Consider the following 24875-nt stretch of genomic DNA (forward strand, 5'->3'; position numbering starts at 1 on the left):
TTTATTTTTTTAGAGAATTTAATTTATTAAAGACTTTTTTAAAAATATCTTTATTAAAATAACTGAACAGAAGTAAGGACAATACCGTTAATGATATTGAAATTAAATGACTACTATTTACGTATAGCAATATAATTATACTAAAAACTACCAACAGCTGTATGATGAAAGATTTAATATCTATATCTAATTTTAAAATCTCAGCAGTTTGTCTATATCTTATAACAAACATGACGAAGAAGCTGACAAATGTTCCTAAAGCAGGTGCATAAAGACCAATATACTTAATAAAAGCTATTGAAATAAATACATTCACCAATGCACCTATCATACTTGTAATAAAAATTCCCTTCGTTGATTTCGTTTTCAGGTAGATAGCACCTAAAAAGCCGGAAATCGAAGAAAAACAAGATCCTATATACAGGAGAGTAGCATACTTCCAGGATTCATAAAATTTTGAATCAAATAAAACTTCCGTAATTAATGGAGTTGCAGCTATTAAAATAGTTGATAAGCCAATATTTACAGCGATATATTTATTAAACAGCTTTGAAAAAAAAGGATTATTAGGATCATTTCCGGAGATTGCCATATCCTGCCAGGCCAGCATAAAAACGGTATTAAAAATCGTCAGAATAGCGGGAAGTCTTGCAGAAACAGCATAAATACCATTATCCTCTATTGTCAAAAATTTTAAAATAATATATCTGTCTGAAGCATTAATTACCCACCAGCTTATGGAGTTCAATATTAATGGAAGCGAATAAAATAGGATCTGCTTTTGTAATGCATAGTTGATTTTTATACTAACATATTTCTTAAACAGAAAGCTTACTTTGAACAACATCAATAAAATTGCAATAAAATTACTGATAAAAAGTGCATAAAATATCCCCTGTACCTTATCATGAAATATATCGGTTAGTAAGAAAAGTAAACTAAAAGAAAATATAAAAAAACTATTTATAATTCCTATAAATGAATAGAATCTCGTTAACCCTAACCCTCTTAATATTTGTTGAAAAAAGGGCAATAAACATGAACTTATAATCAACAGTGATAATTCTTTCTGGTAAGGAATATGATAAAAAATTCCTGCCAAGTAAAGCAATAGTTCAAAGCTGATAAAAGAAATCAACAATAAAATACTACACTGCTTAAATATATTATGAATGTAATTTTCTTTTTCGTTTTCTTTATCCAGAAACCATCGATAAATGGCCTCATTCATCTGCAAAGAGACAAAAGGAACTAATAAATTGACACTTGTTAGCACTAAGTCATATTCTCCTAATTCTTTTCTGGAAAGATAGTAGGAATAAATAGGAATTAATAGAAAAGATAAAATCTTAGATCCAAAATTACCAACTGTATATATTAATGTACTTTTTAGTAAAGTATTGCTATTCATTATTATAGTAATAAATATTTATTTCAGTTTCATATTTATTTATAATCTTGAATCACTTTCTTCTAAGATTCCTTTTACGTCATAAATGATTCCATTTTCTTTTAAATGATTTTTTAAATCCAGATCATTGAATTGTTTATGAGCAACGGTAAGGATAATAGCATCATATTTTTCCTGTGGAATTTCATTCACGACCTCTAATCCATATTCGTGTTTTACTTCATCAGGATTAGCCCACGGGTCAAAAGTAGTAACCTGTAAAGCATAGTCTTCAAGTCCATGAATCACATCTACTGCTTTCGTATTACGTACATCAGGGCAATTTTCTTTAAAAGTTATTCCTAAATTTAAAACTGTAGCACCATTAATCGTCACCTTATTTTTAATCATGGTTTTCAATAACTGAGAAGCTACATATTGTCCCATGGAATCATTAAGACGGCGTCCCGCTAATATAATTTCAGGATGATATCCTTTTTCCTGAGCCTTCTGAGCCAAATAATAAGGGTCTACACCAATACAGTGTCCTCCTACTAACCCTGGTTTGAAGGGTAAAAAGTTCCATTTAGTTCCTGCAGCTTCCAATACTGCATGAGTATCAATATCTAAAAGATTGAATATTTTTGCCAATTCATTTACAAAGGCAATATTAATATCTCTTTGTGAATTTTCAATTACTTTGGCAGCTTCTGCAACTTTGATTGTCGGAGCCAAATGAGTTCCCGCAACAATTACAGACTGATATAAATTATTTACTATTTCCCCGATTTCAGGTGTTGAGCCCGAAGTAACTTTTAATATCTTTTCAACAGTATGTTCCTTATCACCAGGATTAATACGTTCAGGAGAATATCCTGCAAAGAAGTCTTTGTTAAAGACCATTCCTGAAACTCTTTCTAGAACAGGGATACATTCTTCTTCAGTAGCTCCGGGATATACCGTAGATTCATAAATCACTATATCACCTGCGGATAATACTTTTCCTACAGTTTCTGAGGCTTTATACAATGGAGTAAGGTCAGGTCTGTTATGTTGGTCCACCGGAGTTGGGACAGTAATAACATAAATGTCCGCATCCTGAATATCCTTGATATCAGCTGAACAATATAATCCTTTTTCAATTCCCTGATTAAAAGGATTATTCTGAATTAATACAGATTCCAATACTTCATTTTCCACTTCCAAAGTACTGTCTACTCCTGTATTCAATTCTGCAATCCTTTTCTGATTGATATCAAAACCTACAACCGGATATTGAGTGGCAAACAAACGGGCTAAAGGCAATCCTACGTATCCTAGCCCTATAATAGCAATTTTATGTTCTTTCTTCATAAAGATTCAATTAAAAAATGTTTACTTTAAATTTGTCCAATACCAGTTGATTGCTTCTTTTAAGCCTTTATCTATATTATGGCTAGGTTTATATCCTAACAATTTTTCTGCTTTTTCAACCGATGCCAATGAGTGCGGAATATCTCCTATACGGTTCGGACCATGGACAGCATCAATGTTGGCAATCTCACCATCAAATTCGCTCAGATATTTTTTAAGATATCCGATCAGATCATTCAATGTTGTACGATCACCCACTGCTGTATTATAAACTGTATTCACAGCATCCGGATTTTCAGTAAGCATGGCCAGCTCATTCATCTGAATGACATTGTCGATGTATGTAAAATCACGGGAAAAATCACCTGTACCATTAATTTTCGGTGATTCATGATTGATTAATTGTTTTATGAATAAAGGAATCACAGCAGCATAAGCTCCGTTAGGATCCTGTCTTCTTCCAAATACATTAAAATATCTCAAGCCAATGCACTCCAACCCATAAGTTTTTCCGAATACATCTGCATACAATTCATTCACATATTTGGTAATGGCATATGGTGATAGCGGTCTTCCGATAACATCTTCCACTTTAGGTAATGATGTAGAATCACCATAGGTAGATGAGGAAGCAGCATATACAAAACGCTTTACTTTGGCATCACGTGCAGCAGTCAGCATATTTAAAAATCCTGAAACATTCACATCGTTACTTGTAATAGGATCCTTAATAGATCTGGGAACTGAACCAAGTGCAGCCTGATGTAGAATATAATCTACATTTTCCACTGCTTTCTGACAAACTTCCAAATCACGGATATCTCCTTCGATAAGCTGATAGTTTGGATTTTCAAGAAAAAGTTCAATATTATGACGGTGTCCTGTTGCAAAATTGTCCAAGCACACTACATAATAACCTTTATTTAAAAAATACTCTGTTAAGTTAGAACCGATAAAACCCGCTCCACCTGTAATTAAAATTTTATTCATTTTTATGATTTGAAAATTTTGCTCCACCAACTTTTTTTATCATTTGCTTGACTGTAGCCATATCCATAACTATAGTTGTATCCATAACCTCCTGCACGTTTAGAAACATCATTAATAACAAAAGATACATTCGTCAACTTAGAATCTTTCACCAGATCATTAGCAAAATCGATCAAAATATTTCTTGATACCCCAGATCTTACAACATATAATGTTGCATCTGCCGTATCAACGATACTAAGAGTATCTGAAACCAGCATAAGTGGTGCAGAGTCTATAATTATATAAGCATATTGAGAAGACATTTCCTCAATAAGTTTTTGATATCTTCCGTTAGAAAGCAGCTCCTGAGGGTTAGGAGGAATTGCCCCGGCATAAATGACATCACATGATGGATTGGTAGTAGATGTATGAATAAGTTCTTCAACATTTACAGAATTATCATATAAATATTCTGTAAGACCTTTTCTTTTGGTTGGCTCACTGTCATATCGCTGGATCTGCGGGTTACGAATATCAGAACCTATCAGAAGTGCTCTTGAATTTTTATTGGCAATAGTAAGCGCAAGATTCACAGAAACCAGGGTTTTCCCTTCTCCTTTTACCGAAGAAGTTACCATAACCACTTTAGCTGTATCTTTTACCGGCAATACAAATTTCAAATTGGAAACAAGTACCCTGAAGGCTTCAGCCAACTCGGAAAAGTCGTTTTTCTGTATCAAATGGTTTTCATTATCCTTAAGTGAAGGGATATCTACCAATACACCCAATTCTGAACGTTCTTTAATATCATCTCTGGTATAAATCTTATCATCCAGCATGAAAAGGAAGTATAAAACTGCAAAAGGAAATAATACACCAAGTAATAAGGCTCCTAAAAGGATAATATCTTTTTTAGGGGATACAGGAATATCCTCTGTAAATGCAGGGTTTACAATTTTAGCTTTCGGTACATTTACAGATAAATTGATTGCATTTTCTTCTCTCTTTTGAAGGAGAAATAAAAATAACTGTTCTTTAAGATTTTGCTGACGCTCAATTCCTCTATAGACTTTAGATTGTCCTGGAACTTTCTCAATCATACTGTTGTTAGTATTGATCTGGTTCTGCAACTGAGAAATACCTGTCTGTACTGTCTGCTTCTGCTCACGGATATTATCACGGATTACATCCTTTAAAGAAGCAATTTCCCTGTTCATTTCGATAATAGCAGGGTTTTCATTGGTTGCTTGTTTAAGGGTTTTATTCCTGTTGATAATCAGTGAATTATACTGAGATATTGTTTGTTCAAGAGAAGGATTCAACCCAAGATTGGATGGCATAAGCTGGTTATTACCTTTTGAAGCCTCTCCTGAAAGTGAATTCAGAAGGTCAAGCTGAGCCTGCTGCTGAAGGAGAACTTTAGTATTATCACTTGTATTCTGTAATGCCAGTTCTGCCTGTGCCTGAATGTCTACAATACGATTACGGTTTTCAAAATCTTCTTTTTGATTTTCCACACCTGAAAGATCTTTAGTAATCACTTCCAGTCTTTTATCAATGAATTCCTGAGTATTCTGAGCTTGTAAATTTTTATCTTTTTGACCGTCCAGATTATATTGCTTAGTCACCTCATTAAGAATAGCCTCCGATTTCTCAGGAAGGGACCCTATCAGATTTATCTCCATTAACATTGCTTTTTCATCTGGTAAATTTATCTCAACCTTTTTCTCTAATTTTTTTACTTTCTCAATGGGATTCCAAAAAACTATTTTATATTTTGATTTAAAAGGAAAAGCAGAATTTCTCTGAAACATTACTATTCCAAAATCTAAGTTCAAAGGAGTATTGAATTTACCTTTAAAAGTTACCTTTTTTTCATTCTGAAGCATAAACTCATCACCCTTTAAGTCCATCATTGTATATTCTGAAAATTTAAAATTCTCATTGTTATTATATGATAGTACTTTTGCAACAACTGGGATTTTACTAAATAGTTGTGAATCTTTAATTTCTCCTGTATTGAAATATTCTACACTAAGATTAAGATTTCTTACAACCTCCATGAGGATAGGTCGTGAGGTGACAACAGCTCCCTCACTTTTTAGCTCATCAGCATTACCTAAGCCCATCCCAAGATTCTCCAGATCAGACAATGCCGAGGAAAGATTATTTTCTTTTTTATCAAACTTAAGAGTAGTTGTTGATTGATATTGAGGAACACTGTATCTAAGATAGATATAAGCTCCTATAACAAAAACTAAAATAGAGCCAATAAACCATGGCCATTTATATAGATATTGAGAGATAACTTTTTTTAGATTCAAACTATCTTCCTTTTCCTGAAATTCTATCTTCTGCATATTTTATCTTCGTGTTAAAGCAATAATAAGCGTACCCGCAGTTAATAATGCACCAATGATCTGGAATGTCAGCGCTCTGTTTGGATTCGAGTTAGCCTGAACCTGTTTGTTTTTGTCCGGCTGTACATATAATATGTCATTTTGTTTCATATAATAGTACGGAGAGCTTACAATATCAGATCTGGTAAGGTCAACATTTGCAATTTGATCAGTACCATCATCCCCCGTACGGATAAGCTTTACATTGGTACGGTCTCCGAAATCTGTCATATCACCGGCAAGACCTAATGCCTGAAAGATGTTAATCTTTTGAGAAACACTTTCTTTCTGACCCGGATTTTTAACTTCACCCAAGATACTCACATTGAAATTTTTCAGAGTAATACTCACCATAGGATCTGTAAGATATCTTTTAAGTCGGGCCTCAAGGTCATTTTTCAGCTGTATTTGTGTCATTCCTTTAGCATATACATTCCCTATTACAGGGAAATATATGTTTCCTTCCTCATTTACCAAATACTCACTTGGTTGCGCATATTGATTTATTCCGGCATTTGAAGTGCTCCCTACCTTATTTGTTGTATTAAGATTGAATGGCTTTACTGCAACTTCATCCAGTGCAGAAACAAGAATTAAAAGTACATCCCCTTCCTGAATATGTAAGCCCTGGAACTTTGCTTTTGCAACTTCCTCTTCCATATTATGTTTCGATATATATACCATATTTTGCTTTGGTCTACATGATAGTAAAGTAAGCGATAACAGTAATATATATGCAATAATAGTTTTATTCATATGTTTTTGTTCTAAGTCTACTTGAGTTAACTTCAATTTATTTAAGATTCTATGGTATTAGTTTTTACTGATGTGAAGTGTATTTCTACACCTCTATTTAAATCAATTCTTTTTCTAGCAATTTTCATTCCGTTTGGAAATAAAATAACGAAAAATATTATTTTCCACTATTTTTTTCATTGATTTCATTTATATACTTTACTTATATACTTCATGTTCAGATATTTTATCCAAAACTTCAAATTCAGAATTATTGCTTATAAATTCCGGTACAATGATTTTTAATATTTTCACGATTTGTAAATTATCCTTATTCATTGCTGACATAATAATCTGCTGACACAAAGTATCTATATCTTCAAACTCCATTAATGGGTCTCTGGATATCATAATTTTCTCATGATGAGTAGGAATAGTTGTGGAATTATCAGTTAAAAGCTCTTCATACAACTTTTCACCAGGTCTTAAGCCTATAAAATCAATTTTAATATCAACACCCGGTGTATACCCTGATAATTTGATCATTCTTTCTGCCAAATCCAGGATTTTAACAGGTTTACCCATATCAAAAACATAAATCTCACCGCCTTGTCCCATTGTGCCTGCCTGAAGTACCAGTTCGCAGGCTTCCGGAATAGTCATAAAATAACGAATAATATCAGGATGAGTAATTGTAACAGGACCTCCTTTTTCGATTTGTTTTTTAAAATGTGGTATTACAGAACCATTAGACCCTAGTACATTTCCAAAACGCGTGGTAATAAATTTTGTTGTGTTCCCAGAAGAATTTTGCAATGACTGTACAAAAAGTTCAGCAGCCCTTTTAGAAGCTCCCATTACGTTAGTTGGGTTTACCGCTTTATCTGTAGATACCATTACAAAACGATTAACGTTATATCTTTTTGATAAAAGAGCTAAGTTTTTAGTTCCTCCAATGTTCACAAAAATAGCTTCATGAGGATTATCTTCTATTAAAGGTACGTGTTTGTATGCTGCAGCATGATAAACTATTGAAAACTGATGATCATCAAATAGTTTTTCGATTCTGGAATAGTTTGAAATATCCGCCAGTACAAATTTGAATTTTTGGTTCGGGAATCTCTCCAACAATTCAAGCTGCAATTCATATAAAGGAGATTCCGCCTGATCAACTACCACAATAAGCGATGAATTCAATTGAGATACCTGCCTTACAATTTCGCTTCCTATAGACCCGGCTCCTCCGGTTACTAAAATAGTTTTATTAACATGGAAACTTCTTACCTCTTCCCCTTCTATTTTAATGGCCGGGCGATTGAGTAAATCTTCAATCTTAAGCGGGCGAATACCTCTTACAACATCATCTTCCTTTATTATACTGGCTACAGGCGCTTTTAACACTTTCAACCCATTATCCAATGCAAGGGCTGTCCATTCTTCCATTTCCCGCTTTGTCATCATATCTTTGATCAAAACCGCATCAAACTGTTCTCTCAGATTATCGCTTTTAAGAAACTGCTTTTTATTATAAATCTTATGACCTAGCAGCATTGCTTTCTTAGAATCTGACCTCGCACTAATAAATCCTGCCAGCTGGTATGGATGATCGGGATTATGAATAATAGCATTCGCTAATGAGACAGAAGCACCTCCTATCCCTACAACAGCAACCCTTTCCTTGGACGAAACATCTTTAGAAATAAATATTGAAAAAATCTGTTTGGTTATCATTCTGAAAAAGAACATCAGAAAAATAGAAATCAAGAAAAATAAAAACAGAACCGGATATAAAAAAACAGGCTTACCCAATGCCAGTCCGGATATAAAATTAAGTCCCAGTAATGTAATAAGAGCACAACCCGAAGACCATAAAATTTTACAAAAATCAAAAAAAGTAGAGTGCCTTATAATTCCCGCGTATGTTTTGAACAGGAGTATAAACAGAATATTAACAATAATTACTGAAAATATTTTTTCATTTTGATACTCAATAAAGTTAAGTTTTACCTTCAGACTTTTTAAGAACAAATATGAAATTAAAACAGAAAAGAAAATGACTGAGATGTCGATAAAAAAAACCGACCATCTGGGTATATACCTTAACTCCCTGATTTTAAAAATGTCCCCCATATACAAATAAACCTAAAATACCATTTTCATTAATTCAACACTCAGTGGCTTTTATTATTGGGCGAAGGTAACAATTATTATTAATATTTTTAGTACTACAAGTTAATTTTTATTTAAAATATAAATTAACATTTTGAAACAAATTTCCAAAAATAAAAACATTAAAAAGGTTTGCAAACCAACCGCGATATACGGATACTATTTCCCTTCCAACGTTTTGTACCTGATCAATTTCCCACTTTTTGAACCCCATATAAAACAAAAAAAAATACTGTAAAACATACGTTTTACAGTATTTTATACTACTTTCATATGGTAGTTGCGATCCGGACGGGACTCGAACCCGCGACCTCCGCCGTGACAGGGCGGCATTCTAACCAGCTGAACTACCGGATCAATTTTTTTAAAGTAAATTGAGAAAAACTTCTGCGATCCGGACGGGACTCGAACCCGCGACCTCCGCCGTGACAGGGCGGCATTCTAACCAGCTGAACTACCGGATCAATTTTTTTAAAGAAATTGAGAAAACTTATGCGATCCGGACGGGACTCGAACCCGCGACCTCCGCCGTGACAGGGCGGCATTCTAACCAGCTGAACTACCGGATCAATTTTTTTAAAGGTAAATTGAGAAAACTTATGCGATCCGGACGGGACTCGAACCCGCGACCTCCGCCGTGACAGGGCGGCATTCTAACCAGCTGAACTACCGGATCATTTTTTTAAAGAACGTCGTTTCTTTTTCGTGGTTGCAAAATTACACCTTTTTTTGTTATCTGCAAATTATTTTAGAAAAAATGCCCCCCAATACTGGAAGGCATTCATTATCAAACTTATTTTTTTATAAGTGAGCGCTTAATTTTTCAGCGATTACCTCTTTTGGAGCTACACCTACTAATTTATCTACTACTTCTCCGTTCTTAAAAATAAGAACTGTAGGGATATTTCTGATACCATACTGCATAGAAATCTCCTGGTTGTTATCTACATCCACTTTCCCAACGATTGCTTTTCCTTCAAAATCTGAAGCAACTTCTTCGATGATTGGTCCTAAAGTTCTGCATGGTCCGCACCATACTGCCCAGAAGTCTACTAATACAGGTTTGTCTGATTTTAAAACCGTATCCTGAAATGAGCTGTCTGTAATTTCTAAAGCCATTTTTGTTTCTTTTATTTTAATTAATATTATTTTTCTTTTAATCCTTTATCAGATGTTCAAAATTACGATATTTAGCGCACAAGACTATCTATGCTCAACATTAGTTTTTTCTATAGTATAGTCACTTGAAATTTCTTTCAAAGCATTCACTAATGTATCAATATCCGCTTTAGTCGTCATATGACTGAAAGAAATTCTCAATGGCGTACAATGATCCATTTCGTCTTCAGAAAGCACCATCATCATCACCATTGAAGGTTTTGAAGCTCCTGATGAGCATGCACTTCCCTGAGAAATCGCAATTCCTTTCATATCAAGCTGAAGTCCTATCAATGGATTTTTGTATGGCAATAACGCACTTAAAACTGTATAAAGACTGTTTTCTTTTTCAGCACTTCTTCCATTGAATTTAATTCCTTCGATTTCGGCAGAAAGTCTTTCGATTGCGTAATTTTTAATATCCTGCATATGGTTGGTATATTCATCCATATGGTTCAGAGAAAGCTCTAGTGCTTTACCCAATCCTACGATACCACTCACATTTTCGGTTCCGGCTCTAAGGCTTCTTTCCTGAGGCCCTCCGGTAATGATTCCTTTTAAACCTGTTGCTTTTCTGATAAATGCAAATCCCGCTCCTTTTGGCCCGTGAAACTTATGGGCACTGCAGGAAGCAAAGTCTACAGGAATCTCAGAAAAATCAAGATTCATATGAGCCATAGTCTGTACAGTATCCGAGTGGAAAAGTGCATTATGCTCTTTACATAGCTGGGCAACTTGTTTAAGATTGATGATATTTCCGATTTCGTTGTTGGCGTGCATTAAGCTTACCAACGTTTTTTTATCTGAAGCTTTTAACAGCTCTTCTAATTTCGTAAGGTCAATATCTCCTTTTTCATTCGGACGAATGTAGTTCACTTCTACTCCTTTTCTGCTTTTCATGTCCAGAATACTTTCAGAAACACATTTATGTTCCAGGGGAGAGCTGATGATTCTTTCTACTCCAAGGTGTTCTACCGAGGATTTGATGATCATATTGTTGGATTCGGTTCCACAAGAAGTAAAAATGATTTCAGCAGGAGTTACATGAAGATAGTCTGCAACCTGTCTTCTTACATTTTCAATAAGGATTTTTGCTTCCTGTCCAAAGCTGTGCGTTGAAGACGGGTTTCCGAAATTCATCTTCATAGTGCCCACCATTGCATCTATAACTTCTTCTGCAAGCGGAGTGGTTGCGGCATTATCTAAATATACTTTATCCATTATTATTTTGAATATTTTAATTCTACGGAGGTAAACTTGTAATCTGTGGGAACAGTGAAAATAAACCATGGGCTGGAGATCACCTGAATTTCCATTCCACCAGAAGGTTCTCCGGCCGGAACTTCTACGTAGAGAATCTGATTTTTCACAGTTACTCCTTTGACTTCTTCAATTTTGTGGCTTCCTGATCTGAAGGTTCCCAAATTGTATAAAACGACTTTCTTATTTTTCGGAAACTGAGGATATTTGATATAAGATTCTTTTCCCAGATCTGCGATACCAAAACTTCCCTGGATAATATTACGAAACTCTTTTTCGTCATTGATTATCTTAAAACCAGGTTTATCAGTTCCTCCCTGAGATTCAGAAACAAGGAGTTCAGTATTTCCCTGCACAGCAGAAGACTTCTGAGATGAAGTGCTTGCACAGCTCATAAAGATTACTGCACATGCAATTAACAGGCTTTTCATTTTTTACAATTTTATCTCCCAAAATTAGTGAAAAAATTGGTAATGTCCCTCATTTGCCCATTTCAACATTGGCCGATCTCCTGAGGTATCCCCAAATGCAATAATTTTATCGTACTTAGAATTGTTTATTTCTTCTTTAATTCTTACCAGTTTTTCTTTCCCATTGCAGTTTTTTCCTACAAAATTTCCTGTAAAAATTCCGTTCTTAAACTCTGCCCGCGTAGAAACAAGCTCCATTTTAAGTTCCTCAGCGAAAGGCTTTACCCAAATATCTAAGGAAGCGGTTACCAATAAACTTTGTGTATTATTCCTATCGATATTTTTTATAAAGTCTAATGCATTTTCCCTCACAATTTTAGGATAGTGAAGTTCAAAAAACTGTTTAGACTTCATTTCAATCTTTTCCTGAGTCTGTCCTTTTAAAATAGATCCGATAAAACTTTTTTTCACTTTTTCCGTTTCGGCAAGCTTTAATTTCAACAGGATAAAGAGGGGTACATGTCTTAAAAATTGTATCCGGTATCTTGTAGAATCGTAGAATTTAAGATACATAAACATAGTATCCTTATAGGTCAAAGTTCCGTCAAAATCAAAACAATACAATTTTTTCATTTTCTATTTAAAGCTTTAATTTTTTGAATATAAATTCAGGTATATTTCTGATAATCATCATAATAATACTCCAAACCGGCAAAACATATGCCACGTTTTTCTCCTTTTTAAAGGCTTTATAAATACAGGCAGCCGCTTGTTTCGGTGTTGCTGTCAGTTTCGGATTTAAAGGCAGACCTTCAGTCATTTTAGTTGCCATAAACCCAGGTTTTATCGTAAGAACGTGTACTTTTTTATCAAAAAGGTAGTTTCTCAAACCACTCAGATAGGCTGTAAATGCTGCTTTTGCACTTCCATAGATAAAATTACTCTGTCTTCCCCTGTCTCCTGCTACTGATGAAAGCCCAATGATCGTTCCGGATCTTCTGCTTTCAAATTTATGAGCAAAATAGTTCATTACAGGAACCAATTTTGAATAATTAATGTCTATGATCCGTTCCGTATTTCTGTTATCATACAGTCCTTCTTCCGTTCCTTCTCCCAAATATCCTACGGCACAAAATAATACATTTGAATTGATATTATCAAATCTGTTGTAATCAATTTCTTTGGTCAGATCCAGTTCAATGACTTCCGCCTGCTGCAGAAATTTCACATCAATATGCCTTGCGAACCGTTCTGTAGTTTCTTTATTTGAGGTAAAAAGATAGATTTTTTCAAACTTTTCTCCTTCCTGAAGTGCTTTTTCCACAAAAGCTTGTGCCACTTCAGATGTGCTTCCCAAAACTATCATTATGAGTTGTTGTTTATGATTCTTTTGTGCTGTAAAGACACAAATTTAGGATTTTGAATATTTTTCAGATAATTGGTAAGCGATGATCTGCTCATACTGTCTTTGGTAAGGTAAATTCTTCCTCCGAACTCCTGAACAATTGCATCAAGCTGGTCTACCAGTTTTTTCAGTTTTGAATTGACTTTAAAATCCAAAGCCAGTGTATACCCTTCCACCGGGAATGAGTTGTAAGCCTCCGGATTATGTTTTCCAAAAAGTTTTAAAACTGCTAGGAATGATCCGTTTCCGCTTTTCGCGATCGTCTCAAGGATTCTTTTCATCCCTTCTTTTCCCGCTTCTTTAGGAATCACCATCTGATATTGTATAAAACCGGATTTTCCGTAGATTTTGTTCCAATCATTAATAGCATCCAAAGGATAGAAAAATGTTTCGTAATCAATAAAATTCTTAACTTCCTTCTTGGACTGTTTTTTATAATAAAGCCAGTTGAATATTTTTACCGTAAGGGCATTCAGCACAAATCCCGGAAAATAGAAAGGAACTGTAGGTGATAATTTTTTCTTTAATCTCAAAGGAGTTTTCGAAAACTTCTGGGGAAGCTCATGTTGAAAGGCATGCTCACCTCTCATCAGAATACTTCTTCCAATGTTTTTTCCTTTCTGAAGGCAATCGATCCATGCAACGGTGTAAGTCCAGTTTTCACTTTCATCAAACAGTTTAAAGATTTCATCCAGATTATCTGCTTTGATACTTTCCTGACGAATGTATGCGGATTCTATATTTTTAAGCTTAAATTTTGCCGTAAGAATAATCCCTGTAAGTCCCATTCCACCAATGGTAGCCCAGAACTTCTCTGAATTTTCTTCTCTGGAACAGGTAATAATTTCCCCGCTCTCAGTCATGAGTTTAAATTCAATCACATATTCTGAGAAACATCCTTCTGCATGGTGGTTTTTTCCATGAACATCGGAAGCTATAGCACCTCCTACTGATACAAATTTTGTCCCCGGGGTAACATACAGAAAATATCCCTGTGGGACAGCAATTTCCAGAACATCTGAAAGCAGCACTCCGGATTCACATTCTATCACTCCGTTTAAACGGTCAAAATTGATAAACTTATTTAATTTTTTTGTTGAAAATATAGATTCTCCCAACGAAGCATCTCCATAGCATCTTCCGTTTCCTCTGGCAATAATCTCGTTGTGATTGAGTACAAATTCTTTTATTTTTTTGAAACTGTCCTCTGATCTCATTTCTTTCTCCACTACCGGGAAATTACCCCAGTTTGTAACTTTCTGTGTGAAATTCGGCTTCATTTCTTAAAATAAATTTGAATTAAAAATGCAGCTACCCAGAGTATCAGGGTAACTTGTATATAGCGATCCCGGTACACAATTTTTGTAGGAGATTCCGTTCTGTTGTAAACCAAGGTCTGCTGAAGGTATCTTAATAAGGCAAAAACCACAAAAATCACCGTATAAAAAACTCTTTCATGGAATCTTTCCTGAACTTCCGGTGACAGGGTAAACATCAGGTAGCACACAATAGCCAGTGTAATAGAAATGGATAATGCAATATCTGCAAACTGAACATTATACCCATCCAATGCTTTTCTTGTTTTTCCTGAAACCTGTGCGTTGATCAATTCTCCTCTTCTTTTTCCAATTGCCAGTACAAGTGCCAATACAAACGTTAAAAGAATAGCCCATTGTGAAATACTGATTCCTGTAATATAACCTCCAGCCAATACACGCAGTACAAATCCTATAGCGATAATAAAAATATCAATGATAGGAACATGTTTCAGTCTAAATGTATATGCCAGATTCATCACCACATAGAAACCTATGATGATGGCAAACTTCCAAAGCAACTCATGGAAATAGAGCTGTGTGAAAAATACAAGAATAATGTCTGTAATGACCAGACCGATAAGAATTCCTATAGCTGTTGCTTTTGAAATAGCTCCACTAGCTAAGGGTCTTCTCCTTTTTTCAGGATGTTTTCTGTCTGCTTCGATATCATTGTAGTCATTCAGGATATACACAACACTTGCCGCAAGCGAAAATATAACAAATGCGAAAATGCTTTTGGTAAGCAGATCAATGTTGGTAATATTACCTGAAAAGAAAAGAGGGACAAATACAAAAAGGTTTTTCACCCATTGCTCTACACGGAGCAGCTTTAAATATTTCTTCATTTATGTTGTTTCAAGTACAAAAATAATAAATTCAAAATTTCTAGCATAAAAATACAAAAAAAACCGCCGGGGCGGTCTTTTACGAAAATATTTATATGTAAAATTAATTACTGCCCTTGCTTGGCATCATTAATCATTTTTTCATTTGCAGTGATCGCAAACTCTACTCTTCTGTTTTTAGCTCTTCCTTCATCAGTATCATTGCTTGCAACCGGCATATTTTTACCTTCACCTTTTGTGAACATTCTGCTTGATGCAATTCCTTTTCCTACTAAATAAGTTTTTACAGCATCAGCTCTTCTTTGAGAAAGTGCCATGTTGTAAGCGTCTTTACCTACGCTGTCTGTGTGTCCGTAGATATTGATATTGGTATCAGGGTTGTTTACTAATACTTCAGCCAGCTTATCAAGGTTAGTCTGTGCAACAGAAGTAAGGTTTGAAGAGTCAAATGCAAAGTTAACGATGCTTTCATTCATTGTTACTTTAATACCATCTCCTACTCTTTCTACCTGAGCACCTGGTAAAGTTTCTTTAATATCTCTGGCCTGCTTATCCATTTTGTTACCGATAACATTACCAGCTACACCACCGATAATACCACCTAATACAGCACCAATAGCTCCGTTTCCTCCTTTTCCTACATTGTTACCCAGGATACCTCCAAGTACTGCTCCTGAAGCAACACCTACTGCTGTACCTCTTTGTTGGTGATTTGAATTCTGAACTGCCTCACAGCTTGTCAATAATAATGCTGATGACAAGAAAAGGGCTCCTACGTATGTTTTATTAAAATTCATTTTTTTGATCTTTTATGTTGATAAATTATTTCATTCCTGTTCTCTGGAAGTTGTAAACTACTTTTACATTACCTCCTTCAAAAGGAACATCTTGCTCAAGTGAAAACTGATCTGTAGCCTGGTTGATTAACGTCATTGTATACCCTGCAGTATTTTGTTTTGCTTTAGTACCCGAAGCAATTTTTTTAAACATAAACGTATTACCACCTTTTACTTCAAATTTGATAGGTTGTGTAATTGCCGGGCAATCTCCACCACCATTTAAAGTATACGCTCCTGTCCAGTTATTAGGAATCAGTCTCCAGTGGCTTCCCACGAAACACTGTGCGTCTGCACCTTCGTCAAAAGGTTTAATTTTATAACCTTTATCATAATCTATGCTTACAATCTGCCAGTCTCCTTTCATTTTCAGGAAGTCGGCTCTTTGATTTTGAGATGTAGCTGCTTTGTTAACAGAGGAACACGAAACTGCAAAAAGTGATGTTCCCAACATCCCTGCAAGTAGTAACTTTTTCATTTTGTTGTTTATTATTTTGTTACTATAAAGTTACAAAAAACCGTGCCAAAATTTAAAATAAAAAATAAAAAGTCCGAAAAAATTCGGACTTTTTATGGTTTCTCCTTAAAAACAGGGAGATAAATTATTTTTTAACAGCCTTTTTTACGGATTTCGAAGGCTTAGCAGTGCTTGACGGCTTTCCTTTGTAGAAATTGGTATAGGCATATTCTGCAGCTTTTTTCAGGTCGATAACACCTCCTGCCTGTGATTGGTCTGTGAATCCGTTTGCAGTACTTGCATTGCTGCTTTTCACAAGTGCTTCAATGATCTGATAAGGTTTCAGATCCGGCATATATGCTAATAAAACTGCAGCTCCTCCAGCTACCACAGGGGAAGCCATAGAAGTTCCCTGAAGGTATTTGTATTCGTTTTTAGGAACGGTAGAATAAATTTCTTCACCCGGGGCGAAAACATTCACCATTTTTTTATTGTAGTTAGAGAAATCAGCTCTTAAAGCACTGTTTTTATTGGTACTTGCTCCTACTACAAGAACATTGCTCACAAATGGTTTTTCATCAGTAACATTTTTAAAGTTGGTAGGATATGCCAAATGTTCTGCAACATCTTCATTTTCGTTACCGGCAGCTTTTACTAAAAGCACACCTTTATCTTCAGCATATTTAAAAGCATCCCAAACTACATTTTTACCTGGAGAAACAGGTTTCCCGAAGCTCATATTTAAAACTTTTGCTCCGTTATCTACTGCATATCTGATGGCGTTAGCTACATCTTTGTCTCTTTCATCACCGTTTGGAACTGTTCTTACAGACATGATCTTAGCAACTTTTGAAGCTACACCGTGCTGAATTTCTTTTCCTTGCGGCAATCCTGCGATAATTCCTGCTACGTGAGTTCCATGTTCTGCATCCGGTCCTTCGTAATGATTGTTACCATAGCTTTTTTCAGAATAGTCATCATAGTTATCACCTACAATTTCTTTTCTGGTATCATAGGAAAGGTCATATTGTTTTGCTGCCGGAGCAAAATGGTCTATTGCCTCTTTCATTTCTTCCTTCATCTTTTTTTCAAATTCAGCGGAAGATTTTCCTTTGAATTCAGGGCTTTGAGAAATCTGACCAAGGAATTCCAGTGCGATTGCATCTTTTTGATCTGTAGGGGCTTTAATTGCTGAGAGTGTCTCAGCGGTTACAGGCTTACCTCCTAATAATTTTACCATATTAGGAATCAGCTCGTTCAGCATAGAATAGGTTCTGAAATTCTGTTGAGCCTCGATACTTTTCTTATTGAACATATCTTTGGCCTTCATATACATATCAAACTCATCTTTCATTTGAGCCTGATTTGCTTTATTTTTAGTGGAATCAGTTCCTTCAAAAACAGGTTTGTATTTGGCAACGACTCTTGTGACTTCCATATTATCGATATCAACATCACCGTTTTTACCTCCTATGAAGTTCCAACCGTGTACATCATCAATGTATCCGTTTCCGTCGTCATCTTTACCATTTCCGGGAATTTCATTAGGGTTTGACCAAAGGTTATTTACCAATCCGGGATGGTCTACCTGTACTCCACTATCCAAAACTCCTACTACAACGGTTTTAGGCTTCAGCCCTTTAGATTCTAAGTATTTATAAGCATTTGCCGTATTTACCCCATATACTTTTGAAGTTGCAAAATCTTTATGATACCATGTCATCAGATCTTTATCTTCGTTTGGATCAATACTTTTAGCTTTAGATTCCTGTGCAAAAGAGAAACTAAAACCTGCTAAAAAAACTGCAGCTAATAATACCTTTTTCATATGTTGAAATTTATTTTTTTAAAAAGATACACCAATCACCAACTTCTTCTGTTCTATACTGAAATTTCACTAATAGCGATTGTATGCTAATATGATTGTTTTATATTTTTTATATACACCAGCGATTCAGGACCTTTATTACAAATAAGGTCAAGAACCGAAAGGTCTTCCAAAAAGCCTAATTTATCAGAAAATGTCTGGTAATATTCTTCCATTTGAAACTCTGATGGAAGTTTTGCCGAAAACTTTTCTCTGAAATTAATACTTTCAGGATTTTTGATATATTCTTCATTCAAAGAGTGTGCCTTTTCTGTTTTCAATATCTGTTGGATGATTTCTATCCCTTTAAGGTTAAAATCAAGAAGGTATTTTTCCTGAAGCTCAAATATTTTTCTGAACTTATCTTCATAGTATTCAAAATAAGGAGAACTCTGATATGCCGTCTTGATTGATTTCCAATGAAGGGATCTCCAATCTTCACGGTAAGAGATTTCAACATCTTTAAATTCTCTTTTCCCGTTATGATGGATAGGAATTATCAAGGACAATTTTCCGTTGGCTCCATAGATGTTTGCTCTGTTTCTGTAAGTCTGTTTGGGAAAGTTTTCAAACTGTTCCAATGTAATTTCATTCTCAGGATTTAACAATACTGAAAACCATGAAATTGGGGGCAAATAAAATGCCGGTAATAAAATATTTTGCATAATAATATAATCTAGTTTCTAGGGTAAATTACCCGTCCTACGGCATCTTTCTCATCAATAAAGCCTAAATAACGGGAATCTAAACTTGCATTACGATTATCTCCTAAAAAGAATAATTTTCCACTTGGAACTTTTATTGGTCCAAAGTTATCTGCATTCCAATCTTTATGATAAATTTTGCGAATATCCTGATGTGTATTTGGATTTATAAACCTTTCATGGAAGAAATTATCATTAAGTTCTTTATCACTTAACTGAGTAATGAAGTAATTATCATCAATCTGAAAGACTTCATTTTCTTCAGTACCTTTAAATAGGAGATCATTTGCATAGCCTCTGTCTATTTTATAAGAATGCTTCACATTAAACTGATCTATCAATGTATTATTAACGTATAATTTTCCATCCTTAATTAAAATCTCATCATTTTCCGTTCCTATTAATCTTTGCACATAGACACCTTGAGGATAATCTAAATTATTCTGATTGTAAGCAATCATTTTAAACTTGGCATAAGGAAGGATGTTAGTCATCACAATAAATGACTTTTTTTTGATGGTAGGTTCATTGCCTGCCGTTGGTACAAAAGCATATTGCAAAACCCCGGAGAGTTTTGCAATAATAAAAAGAGTTACAATAAAGCTGCCTATTAAAAGGGCTCTATTAAATATTTTACTTTTAAACACTATTCTTCAGTTTTTTTCTTTCTGAATAATTTCACGAAATACTCCCACCCGAAGAATAAGATTAAGATCATTGCTGCAATCCACCAGTAAGAGGTTTTATTGGCTTCTCCTGTATTGGTTGCTTTGAACATTCTTTCCCAACGGATTTTGAATGGTGCCTGATAAGTAGAACTGCTGTCTGCAAAAGCACCCTGAAGGCTCATCCATGTAAACATCGGCTTTCCTACAATATTTTCTTCCGGAACGAAACCAAAGAATCTTGCATCTAACGAAGCATCTCTGTTGTCTCCCACCATCATATAATAATCCTGCTGAATAGTATACTGGGTTGCTTCTTTTCCGTTGATAAAGATTTTCCCGTTCTTTTTCTCTAAGCTGTTGTGCTCATATTCAGAAATGATCCACTGATAAGTTGGAAGTGTTTCCTGATTGATTGCCACAACATCTCCTTTTTTAGGAATTCTAAGCGGGCCGTACCAATCCTGATTCCAAGGTTTGTTGATCGGGAAAATAGATTGTGTCGTATCAATTTTAGTTTTGGCTTCGTCTCTGTAATATACTGCAGCTTCACCTTTTGCTGAAACTTCTTCTTTCATATCAAGAACATGAGGAAGTTCTTTAATTTCTTTAGCAGTCTTATCCGTTAGACCTTGAAAACCATAAATAAATCCTCCGTTATCCTGTTGAAACTCCTGAACCGGTAAAAATCCATAAGCTTTATATAAGGTTGGGATATCTAATTGAGCATCGGTTGTTACAATATATCTGTGCTGTACTTCCTGATCACCCAAAACAGTTTCCGGCTTTCCGTTTACGAAAAGTCTTCCGGCTCTCATTTCAAAAGTATCACCTGCTGTAGCAACGCAACGTTTTACGTAAGGATCTTTTCTATCGATCGCTGTATGTACAGAATCCTGAGGATAGTTGAAAACAACTACGTCATTTTTCTGAGGCTTGTTGAATTGTAAAATTCTTGTGTAGGGAAGTTTTACTCCGTCTACGTAAGATTTTGGATCATCTTTTGGGTTACCCTTTTGTCCTGTATCCATAATCGTTCCCTGAAGGAAAGGTATTGCTACCGGACGCATCGGAAGTCTGTACCCGTAGCTCCATTTGTTTACAAAAAGGAAGTCACCCACTAATAATGTTCTTTCCATAGATCCTGTAGGAATCCCGAAAGGCTGTGTTACAAAAACGTGGATTATTGTAGCAAAAACTACGGCAAAGGTAATTGAACCTACGAATGTATCTTTCTTTTTATCATTCTTCTCTTCGTCTGTAAGAAACAGGTCGTTTGCATTTTCATCTTCTAACTCTACATCTTTAGAATAGTTAATCACCGCCAAATAAATAAATGGCAGGATCACAGTAAGAATCTGGTCTTTGAAAAGGGTTTTCCCAAACTTTTTCACGAGATAAAGGTGGAAAACAGACATCATGATTGGCCCTACAATCGGAAGATAAGACAGGATCGCCCACCATTTCGGATGCTTTGTCTCTTTCAGAATGATGAAATAGTTGTAGAAAGGGATAAAAGCAAATAAAGGGCTATAGCCCATTTTCTTGAACAGTTTCCAAGATGAAATGCCCATCAATACGGATAGTACGAGGACATATACTGTATAAGTTAAAAAATAATTCATAAATTTTTGTGCCTATTCTTATGATAAAATGATGAGTAATAAATGATAAAAGCAGTCCGCTGTTTACAATTCACTATTCATCATTTTCTGTTTATTGGTCTGCAATTTACAGAATTTGTTACAAATTAAAGTCCCAAAACGTCTTTCATTGCGAAGTTTCCTTTTTTATCTTTAATCCATTCGGCAGCTACCACAGCTCCCAGCGCAAAACCGTTTCTGTTGAAAGCAGTATGCTTGATCTCGATTTCGTCTACTTCACTTCTGTAATATACGCTATGAGTTCCCGGAACTTCATCTTCACGTACCGCAAAAATTCCTAATTGTTTACCTTCTGTCTCTTCCAGCTTCCAGGCATCGAATTTAGGATTGTTCTGAATGATTCCTTCTGCAATGGAAATAGCAGTTCCGCTTGGAGCATCTTTTTTATGGATGTGGTGAATCTCTTCCAGCTGACAAGAGTATTCATCTACGTTTTTCATCAGATCTGCAAGCTTCTCGTTTAAAGCAAAAAATAAATTGACTCCTAAACTAAAGTTGGAACCGTAAAGGAATGCTGTACCGTTTTCTACAGCCAGTTTTTCTATTTCTTCTTTCTGATCCAGCCAGCCTGTAGTTCCACAGATTACCGGAATTTTATTTTCAAGACAAGCTTTGATGTTTTCAAATGCCACTTCAGGCAATGAGAATTCAATCACAACATCCGGATTATTAAGATTCTCAGCAGTTGGGGTTTCCTTAAGACGGGCAACTACTTCATGACCTCTTTTCTGCGCGATCTCATCAATGATCTTACCCATTTTACCGTAACCAACTAATGCTATTTTCATATAATCTTTTTTATTTTTAAATATTGCATTCAACTAGAGCATTCTGCAAATATGTTGTCTTCTAAAATCTATAACTTAAACTGAATCCTGTTTTTGGAGCACTGTACCCATACTGATCCTGAATAACAGATGGTTTAAAAACCAAATCCGGGTCATGACGGCTTTCATAAAGGTGCGCATCTACTACGGCATCTACAATATTCAGAATATAAATAAGTCCTGTAATTGCAATGGCATAATCTCTCTGTCTCTTCGCTCTGTCCTGCGCGTTCCCCAATGCTCTTTTATCTAAAAACGGATGGCTGTCCACAAATTCATTAGGAGTACCATTAAGTTTCGCAATGTAGTATTCACGATATTTTTTGTACTGGTTATCATTCCATACAGCAATACCAACTCCAGCTCCTACCGCTCCCCAGACAATGGGAATCTTCCAGTATTTTTTGTTATAAAACTGTCCCAATCCCGGTAAAACGGCAGAATACAATCCTGCTCTGGTGGGATTCAGTTTTATGGTTTTTATTGTAGGACCATTAGCTTTTTCAAGATCTTCAATGATCTTTGCTTCTGTTTTACCTGGTTTCACCACACGGGGTTCCTCTTTCGGAGGAGTCTGCATCCGAACGGTATCAATAGGGTTTACTTGTGAGTAGGCCAGTGCAGCGATACACAAGAAAAATGTGAAAAATATTTTCTTCATTATTTAATATGGGATAAAATATATTCCAGCTCTTCTTCATTTTTGAAGTCCAGGACAATTTTACCTTTTTTACCATTTCCAGAAGATTTGATTTCTACTTTTACATCCAAGATATCAGATATTGTCTTCTGGGCTTTTTTATAGTTATTGGAAAGCTCCACTTTTGCTTTTTTGGCAGCGGGAGATTTTGGATTCTTCAATGCAGCAGCTGCTTGCTCTGCCTGACGAACGTTTAATTTTTCTTTGATGATAAGCTCAAACAAAACCTGCTGATCTTCTTCACTTTCAAGACTGATGATTGCCCGGCCGTGTCCTGCAGAAATTTCACCGCTTCTGATAGCATTCTGAATATCCGGGTTTAGTCTTAACAGCCTGATAGAATTGGTAATGGTACTTCTATCCTTTCCTATTCTCTGGCTCAGGTTTTCCTGCGTAAGACCTATTTCTTCTAGAAGCCTATGATAAGTAAGTGCAATTTCGATGGCATCAAGATCTTCTCTCTGGATGTTTTCAACAAGAGCCATCTCAAGAAGTTCCTGATCATTCACTAAACGGATATAGGCAGGAATAGTCGTTAATCCGGCAATTTTAGTTGCTCTGTAACGTCTTTCCCCGGAAATGATTTCAAACTTCTCACCATCTTTTCTCAGGGTAATTGGCTGAATTACGCCTAAGTTTTTGATCGACTGCGCAAGTTCGTTTAATGCTTTTTCATCAAAATAAGTTCTCGGCTGCGTCGGGTTCGGATAGATATCTTCAAGTGCAACTTCTACAATATTTCCTACAAACTTATCTGCCCCTTCATCAGTAGCGGAATTGATAGTTGCTTTAGATTCTGCACTTAAAATGGCGCCCAAGCCGCGTCCCATAGCTCTTTTTTTGTCCTTCATAGATATAATTGATAAATGATGTTTGATAAGTGATGGCTAGCATCCACCTATTGGCCATTTATTATTAATTTAATTCTTTATTAAGTTTTCATTCTTCAAAAGAACTTCTTCAGCTAACTGAATGTACTGAACAGCTCCTTTACTTTCTGCATCATAATTCAGGATACTTTCCCCGAAACTTGGTGCTTCACTTAGCCTTACGTTTCTGCTGATAATGGTTTCAAAAACCATTTCCGGGAAGTGCAGGTTTACTTCTTCCACTACCTGATTGGATAATCTCAATCGACTGTCATACATCGTAAGAAGAAGACCTTCAATTCCAAGATCTTTATTGTGGATCTTCTGAACGTTTTTAACAGTATTCAAAAGTTTACCAAGCCCTTCTAATGCAAAATATTCACATTGGATCGGAATAATTACAGAGTCTGCAGCTGTAAGTGCATTCACTGTAATAAGCCCTAAACTCGGTGCACAGTCAATGATGATATAGTCATAATCATCTCTTACACTGGCTAATGCTTTTTTCAGCATATACTCACGGTCTTCCTTGTCTACCAATTCAATTTCTGCAGCTACCAGGTCAATATGTGACGGGATAATATCCAGATTCGGAGTGGCTGTTCTTTTGATACAGACTCTTGTCTCTGCGCTGTGCTCCAGTAGATTATATGTAGAATACTGAACATCTTCAACACCCAGACCGGATGTAGCATTCGCCTGAGGATCAGCATCAATGATTAATATTCTTTTTTCCAATACTCCTAATGCTGCCGCCAAGTTTACAGCGGTGGTAGTTTTACCAACACCTCCTTTTTGATTAGCAATACCTATGATTTTTGCCATTATTAGAACTTTAAGTTTCAAAAATACACTTTTTTCTTTGCTCTCG

The 24875-nt window shown here is 35.5% G+C and carries 23 protein-coding genes and 4 tRNA genes; all 27 read right to left on the reverse strand.

Annotated features, from left to right (window positions below):
- Position 1 precedes the first annotated feature (1 nt).
- A complete protein-coding gene (locus tag LC457_RS21770; RefSeq protein WP_223601720.1) occupies positions 2–1411 on the reverse strand; it encodes a lipopolysaccharide biosynthesis protein in 1410 nt (469 codons plus the stop codon).
- A gap of 39 nt (positions 1412–1450) precedes the next feature.
- Positions 1451–2743 carry a nucleotide sugar dehydrogenase gene (locus LC457_RS21775; protein WP_262904102.1) on the reverse strand — a complete coding sequence of 431 codons (1293 nt, stop codon included), beginning with the start codon at positions 2741–2743 and terminating at the stop codon, positions 1451–1453.
- A 21-nt stretch (positions 2744–2764) separates the two neighbouring features.
- On the reverse strand, positions 2765–3733 hold the full coding sequence (locus LC457_RS21780) for an SDR family oxidoreductase (RefSeq protein WP_223601721.1): 969 nt from the start codon (positions 3731–3733) through the stop codon (positions 2765–2767).
- A gap of 2 nt (positions 3734–3735) precedes the next feature.
- The gene (locus LC457_RS21785) at positions 3736–6075 is read right to left on the reverse strand and encodes a polysaccharide biosynthesis tyrosine autokinase (protein WP_223601722.1); all 2340 of its coding nucleotides are present in this window, start codon (positions 6073–6075) and stop codon (positions 3736–3738) included.
- Positions 6076–6078: 3 nt separating this feature from the next.
- Positions 6079–6798, reverse strand: coding sequence for a polysaccharide biosynthesis/export family protein (locus LC457_RS21790; RefSeq protein ID WP_223601723.1), 720 nt, complete (start codon positions 6796–6798; stop codon positions 6079–6081).
- 270 nt (positions 6799–7068) lie between these two features.
- Complete coding sequence (locus LC457_RS21795; protein WP_223601724.1) at positions 7069–8979, reverse strand: nucleoside-diphosphate sugar epimerase/dehydratase; 1911 nt, start codon at positions 8977–8979, stop codon at positions 7069–7071.
- A gap of 322 nt (positions 8980–9301) precedes the next feature.
- Positions 9302–9375 (reverse strand) — tRNA-Asp (locus LC457_RS21800).
- A 33-nt stretch (positions 9376–9408) separates the two neighbouring features.
- Positions 9409–9482 (reverse strand) — tRNA-Asp (locus LC457_RS21805).
- Positions 9483–9513: 31 nt separating this feature from the next.
- Positions 9514–9587: transfer RNA gene (locus tag LC457_RS21810), tRNA-Asp, on the reverse strand.
- 33 nt (positions 9588–9620) lie between these two features.
- Positions 9621–9694: transfer RNA gene (locus LC457_RS21815), tRNA-Asp, on the reverse strand.
- Positions 9695–9819: 125 nt separating this feature from the next.
- Positions 9820–10137, reverse strand: coding sequence for a thioredoxin (trxA, locus tag LC457_RS21820; RefSeq protein WP_047380983.1), 318 nt, complete (start codon positions 10135–10137; stop codon positions 9820–9822).
- Positions 10138–10221: 84 nt separating this feature from the next.
- On the reverse strand, positions 10222–11397 hold the full coding sequence (locus tag LC457_RS21825; RefSeq protein ID WP_223601725.1) for a cysteine desulfurase family protein: 1176 nt from the start codon (positions 11395–11397) through the stop codon (positions 10222–10224).
- 2 nt (positions 11398–11399) lie between these two features.
- A complete protein-coding gene (locus tag LC457_RS21830; protein ID WP_223601726.1) occupies positions 11400–11867 on the reverse strand; it encodes a hypothetical protein in 468 nt (155 codons plus the stop codon).
- 24 nt (positions 11868–11891) lie between these two features.
- The gene (locus LC457_RS21835) at positions 11892–12479 is read right to left on the reverse strand and encodes an HAD family hydrolase (RefSeq protein WP_223601727.1); all 588 of its coding nucleotides are present in this window, start codon (positions 12477–12479) and stop codon (positions 11892–11894) included.
- 7 nt (positions 12480–12486) lie between these two features.
- Entirely contained in the window at positions 12487–13212 is a 726-nt protein-coding gene (locus tag LC457_RS21840; protein WP_142719026.1) for an SDR family NAD(P)-dependent oxidoreductase, read from the reverse strand.
- Positions 13212–14531, reverse strand: a complete 1320-nt coding sequence (locus LC457_RS21845) for an FAD-binding oxidoreductase (protein ID WP_223601728.1) — start codon at positions 14529–14531, stop codon at positions 13212–13214. Before LC457_RS21845 ends, LC457_RS21840 begins: the two co-directional genes overlap by 1 nt.
- Positions 14528–15415, reverse strand: coding sequence for a decaprenyl-phosphate phosphoribosyltransferase (locus LC457_RS21850; protein WP_223601729.1), 888 nt, complete (start codon positions 15413–15415; stop codon positions 14528–14530). The genes LC457_RS21845 and LC457_RS21850 overlap by 4 nt, the downstream gene beginning before the upstream one ends.
- 107 nt (positions 15416–15522) lie before the next feature.
- Positions 15523–16212, reverse strand: coding sequence for an OmpA family protein (locus LC457_RS21855; protein ID WP_223601730.1), 690 nt, complete (start codon positions 16210–16212; stop codon positions 15523–15525).
- Positions 16213–16237: 25 nt separating this feature from the next.
- Positions 16238–16729, reverse strand: coding sequence for a lipocalin family protein (locus tag LC457_RS21860; protein ID WP_149835625.1), 492 nt, complete (start codon positions 16727–16729; stop codon positions 16238–16240).
- Between the two features lie 124 nt (positions 16730–16853).
- A complete protein-coding gene (locus LC457_RS21865; protein ID WP_223601731.1) occupies positions 16854–18536 on the reverse strand; it encodes a S8 family serine peptidase in 1683 nt (560 codons plus the stop codon).
- 86 nt (positions 18537–18622) lie between these two features.
- Positions 18623–19240: a WbqC family protein gene (locus tag LC457_RS21870; protein WP_223601732.1), complete on the reverse strand. Its 618-nt coding sequence runs from the start codon at positions 19238–19240 to the stop codon at positions 18623–18625.
- Between the two features lie 11 nt (positions 19241–19251).
- Positions 19252–19926, reverse strand: coding sequence for a signal peptidase I (gene lepB / locus LC457_RS21875; RefSeq protein ID WP_223601733.1), 675 nt, complete (start codon positions 19924–19926; stop codon positions 19252–19254).
- A complete protein-coding gene (lepB, locus tag LC457_RS21880; protein WP_223601734.1) occupies positions 19926–21569 on the reverse strand; it encodes a signal peptidase I in 1644 nt (547 codons plus the stop codon). The genes lepB (LC457_RS21875) and lepB (LC457_RS21880) overlap by 1 nt, the downstream gene beginning before the upstream one ends.
- A 125-nt stretch (positions 21570–21694) precedes the next feature.
- Positions 21695–22396 carry a 4-hydroxy-tetrahydrodipicolinate reductase gene (gene dapB / locus LC457_RS21885; RefSeq protein WP_047374207.1) on the reverse strand — a complete coding sequence of 234 codons (702 nt, stop codon included), beginning with the start codon at positions 22394–22396 and terminating at the stop codon, positions 21695–21697.
- Between the two features lie 61 nt (positions 22397–22457).
- On the reverse strand, positions 22458–23096 hold the full coding sequence (locus LC457_RS21890) for a DUF5683 domain-containing protein (protein WP_223601735.1): 639 nt from the start codon (positions 23094–23096) through the stop codon (positions 22458–22460).
- Positions 23096–23986 (reverse strand): ParB/RepB/Spo0J family partition protein, encoded by an 891-nt coding sequence (locus LC457_RS21895; RefSeq protein WP_223601736.1) that lies wholly within the window; start codon positions 23984–23986, stop codon positions 23096–23098. Before LC457_RS21895 ends, LC457_RS21890 begins: the two co-directional genes overlap by 1 nt.
- Before the next feature lie 69 nt (positions 23987–24055).
- Positions 24056–24829, reverse strand: a complete 774-nt coding sequence (locus tag LC457_RS21900) for a ParA family protein (RefSeq protein ID WP_047420649.1) — start codon at positions 24827–24829, stop codon at positions 24056–24058.
- Positions 24830–24875: the final 46 nt, after the last annotated feature.

Source organism: Chryseobacterium sp. GVT01B (genome assembly GCF_019970045.1).
In the GTDB taxonomy this organism is placed as follows: Bacteria; Bacteroidota; Bacteroidia; order Flavobacteriales; family Weeksellaceae; genus Chryseobacterium.

What these genes read in the sequence shown, in the direction of transcription:
- LC457_RS21780 (WP_223601721.1), bottom strand. Translation starts at nt 3,733, where the DNA reads ATGAATAAAATTTTAATTACAGGTGGAGCGGGTTTTATCGGTTCTAAC.
- dapB (WP_047374207.1), bottom strand. Translation starts at nt 22,396, where the DNA reads ATGAAAATAGCATTAGTTGGTTACGGTAAAATGGGTAAGATCATTGAT.
- LC457_RS21835 (WP_223601727.1), bottom strand. Translation starts at nt 12,479, where the DNA reads ATGAAAAAATTGTATTGTTTTGATTTTGACGGAACTTTGACCTATAAG.
- LC457_RS21870 (WP_223601732.1), bottom strand. Translation starts at nt 19,240, where the DNA reads ATGCAAAATATTTTATTACCGGCATTTTATTTGCCCCCAATTTCATGG.
- LC457_RS21825 (WP_223601725.1), bottom strand. Translation starts at nt 11,397, where the DNA reads ATGGATAAAGTATATTTAGATAATGCCGCAACCACTCCGCTTGCAGAA.
- LC457_RS21840 (WP_142719026.1), bottom strand. Translation starts at nt 13,212, where the DNA reads ATGATAGTTTTGGGAAGCACATCTGAAGTGGCACAAGCTTTTGTGGAA.
- LC457_RS21830 (WP_223601726.1), bottom strand. Translation starts at nt 11,867, where the DNA reads ATGAAAAGCCTGTTAATTGCATGTGCAGTAATCTTTATGAGCTGTGCA.
- LC457_RS21845 (WP_223601728.1), bottom strand. Translation starts at nt 14,531, where the DNA reads ATGAAGCCGAATTTCACACAGAAAGTTACAAACTGGGGTAATTTCCCG.
- LC457_RS21770 (WP_223601720.1), bottom strand. Translation starts at nt 1,411, where the DNA reads ATGAATAGCAATACTTTACTAAAAAGTACATTAATATATACAGTTGGT.
- LC457_RS21900 (WP_047420649.1), bottom strand. Translation starts at nt 24,829, where the DNA reads ATGGCAAAAATCATAGGTATTGCTAATCAAAAAGGAGGTGTTGGTAAA.
- LC457_RS21855 (WP_223601730.1), bottom strand. Translation starts at nt 16,212, where the DNA reads ATGAATTTTAATAAAACATACGTAGGAGCCCTTTTCTTGTCATCAGCA.
- LC457_RS21895 (WP_223601736.1), bottom strand. Translation starts at nt 23,986, where the DNA reads ATGAAGGACAAAAAAAGAGCTATGGGACGCGGCTTGGGCGCCATTTTA.
- LC457_RS21795 (WP_223601724.1), bottom strand. Translation starts at nt 8,979, where the DNA reads ATGGGGGACATTTTTAAAATCAGGGAGTTAAGGTATATACCCAGATGG.
- LC457_RS21850 (WP_223601729.1), bottom strand. Translation starts at nt 15,415, where the DNA reads ATGAAGAAATATTTAAAGCTGCTCCGTGTAGAGCAATGGGTGAAAAAC.
- LC457_RS21790 (WP_223601723.1), bottom strand. Translation starts at nt 6,798, where the DNA reads ATGGTATATATATCGAAACATAATATGGAAGAGGAAGTTGCAAAAGCA.
- LC457_RS21890 (WP_223601735.1), bottom strand. Translation starts at nt 23,096, where the DNA reads ATGAAGAAAATATTTTTCACATTTTTCTTGTGTATCGCTGCACTGGCC.
- LC457_RS21860 (WP_149835625.1), bottom strand. Translation starts at nt 16,729, where the DNA reads ATGAAAAAGTTACTACTTGCAGGGATGTTGGGAACATCACTTTTTGCA.
- LC457_RS21785 (WP_223601722.1), bottom strand. Translation starts at nt 6,075, where the DNA reads ATGCAGAAGATAGAATTTCAGGAAAAGGAAGATAGTTTGAATCTAAAA.
- LC457_RS21865 (WP_223601731.1), bottom strand. Translation starts at nt 18,536, where the DNA reads ATGAAAAAGGTATTATTAGCTGCAGTTTTTTTAGCAGGTTTTAGTTTC.
- lepB (WP_223601734.1), bottom strand. Translation starts at nt 21,569, where the DNA reads ATGAATTATTTTTTAACTTATACAGTATATGTCCTCGTACTATCCGTA.
- trxA (WP_047380983.1), bottom strand. Translation starts at nt 10,137, where the DNA reads ATGGCTTTAGAAATTACAGACAGCTCATTTCAGGATACGGTTTTAAAA.
- LC457_RS21775 (WP_262904102.1), bottom strand. Translation starts at nt 2,743, where the DNA reads ATGAAGAAAGAACATAAAATTGCTATTATAGGGCTAGGATACGTAGGA.